Below are 2,151 nucleotides of genomic sequence, written 5' to 3' on the forward strand. Positions count from 1 at the left end.
CCCGCGCCCACGACCGACCCTCCGCCCCCGCTCACCCCGCCGAACGCGATGGGCGGCCAGACCGACGGCGGCAACACCGCCAACACGCCGCTCGTCGACGACACCGGCCCGCAGCAGTACGCCGTGGGGTCGTCGAGCAAGGTCAGTGACGACGAGTACCGGTACACGGTGGCGCAGAACGACCAGATTCTCGCGATCGCGTCGCGGTTTCAGCTGCAGGTTGCCGATGTGGCGCGGGTGAACTTTCCGTGCTCCGACCCGGCGCTCATGCAGCCCGGCGACGTTCTCGACATTCGTTGGCCGTTGCCCTCCGAGCAGGTAGGCCCGCAGAACCTGTACCCGAACCCGCGCTGCTGACCTGCGACAGTCCGTCTCGACCGGCATGAGCTGGCGATGGCCGGCGCGCCCCACACAGCACCCGCTGTCAGGGGCGACTGTCATACTTCTGTGAGCCCCGGTGCCCGGGCGCGCATCCGTAATCTGCACAGAAACGGCCCCATGAGCCTCATCAGAATGAACGACGTCAGCGTGAGCTTCGAGAACACGCCGGTGCTCCGCGAGGCGTTCTTTCGGCTCGAATCGCGCGACCGAGTGGGGCTCATCGGCCGCAACGGCTCTGGCAAGTCCACTCTGCTGAAGCTGGCGCTCGAGCAGGTGGCTCCGGATGCCGGTACCATCGCCCTCGAACCCGGCCTGAAACTGGGGTACTTCTCGCAGTTCTCCGAGCTCGACGGTGCGGCATCCATCACCGACGTGCTCGACGGGCTGTTTGACGACGTGCACGCCGTCGAGGCCGAACTCGCCTCGATCGACGCCGCGGTGGCGGCCGACTCGAGCGCCTCGCCCGCGCTCGACCGCCTCATTTCGCGCCAGGCCGAACTCTTTGAAGAGATGGAGCGCCTCGACGGCTGGGAGTACCAGCGCCGCATCGACACCGCCCTCACGACCCTCGGCTTCGACGCCGCCAACCGCATCTGCCCCATCGACGACCTCTCGGGGGGCTGGCGCAACCGGGCCGCGCTCGCGAAGATCCTGCTCGAACGCCCCGACGTGCTGCTGCTCGACGAGCCCACAAACTTTCTCGACGTCGCCGGTGTCGAGTGGCTCGAGAGCTGGTTCCGCGACTTTCGAGGCGCCGCCATCATCGTCTCGCACGATCGAACCTTTCTCGACGCCGTGGTCACCCGCATCATCGAGGTCGAGAACTTTCATCTGCACGAGTATCCGGGCAATTTCGACGAGTATGTGGTGCAGAAGCAGTTCAGGCTCAAAACACTCGAGCAGCAGTTCGTGCACGAGTCAGAACTTCTGGCGTTCGAATCCGAGGGCATCGCCGATCGCCGCGAGGCAGCGAAGGCGGCCAGCCGGGGCCTCGGCAAGCAGCTCGCCGGCATCAAGAAGGCCCGCACGCCCCGCCCGGTCGACGAGATCATCACCGAGATCTACCGCGGACTGCACGTCAAAGACGTACTCTGCCGCGTCGGCATGCTCGGCAAGGCGTACGGCGACAAGACACTCTTCAGCGACGTGAACCTCGAGATTCGCCGCGGCAACCGCATCGCCGTGATCGGAGCGAACGGCAGCGGCAAGAGCACCCTGCTGCGCGTCCTGATGGGTGAGGAGCGCCCCGACGAGGGCACCGTCGAGTGGCCCAAGGGCGTGGGCGTCGTGTCATACAACCGGATGCTCGCCGATCTCGACGACGCAGACACCGTGACCCACGCGGTGAACGCCCTGCCTGACAGCCTCGCTCTCACCGCGACCCGCAAGTCTGTCGGCCGGTTTCTCGCCATGTTCCAGTTCTCCGAAGCCGACCTGAAGCAGCGCATCGGAAACCTCTCGGGTGGCCAACGCGCCCGCGTCGCCATGGCGCAGTGCCTCCTCTCGGGCGCCTCCGTGCTGCTGCTCGACGAGCCCACCAACCACCTCGACCTCTCGAGCACCCAGGTCATGGAGCGCGCCCTGCTCCACTTCCCGGGCGCCGTCGTCGTGGTCAGCCACGACCGGTTCTTCACCGACAAGATCGCCAACCGCTACCTCACCTTCTCGCCGGCCGCCGCCCGCGCGGGTGCCCTCACCCTCACCGGCGCCTGACCCGCCCCTCCACACGTTCTCTGTCGATGTCGAAAACGGCTTCGCTCCCTATTACGT

General features: G+C 66.7%; 2 protein-coding genes. Both read left to right on the top strand.

Going from position 1 to position 2,151, the window contains the following annotated elements:
- Positions 1-357, top strand: a 357-nt coding sequence (locus D4765_RS19320) for a LysM peptidoglycan-binding domain-containing protein (RefSeq protein WP_161580505.1), incomplete at its 5' end; no start/stop codon positions are given.
- Between the two features lie 141 nt (positions 358-498).
- Positions 499-2,094, top strand: a complete 1,596-nt coding sequence (locus tag D4765_RS18930; RefSeq protein WP_136643859.1) for an ABC-F family ATP-binding cassette domain-containing protein — start codon at positions 499-501, stop codon at positions 2,092-2,094.
- The last annotated feature ends 57 nt before the right edge of the window (positions 2,095-2,151 follow it).

This window comes from Subtercola vilae (assembly GCF_004923255.1).
Taxonomy (GTDB): domain Bacteria; phylum Actinomycetota; class Actinomycetes; order Actinomycetales; family Microbacteriaceae; genus Subtercola; species Subtercola vilae.

What these genes read in the sequence shown, in the direction of transcription:
- D4765_RS18930 (WP_136643859.1), top strand. Translation starts at nt 499, where the DNA reads ATGAGCCTCATCAGAATGAACGACGTCAGCGTGAGCTTCGAGAACACG.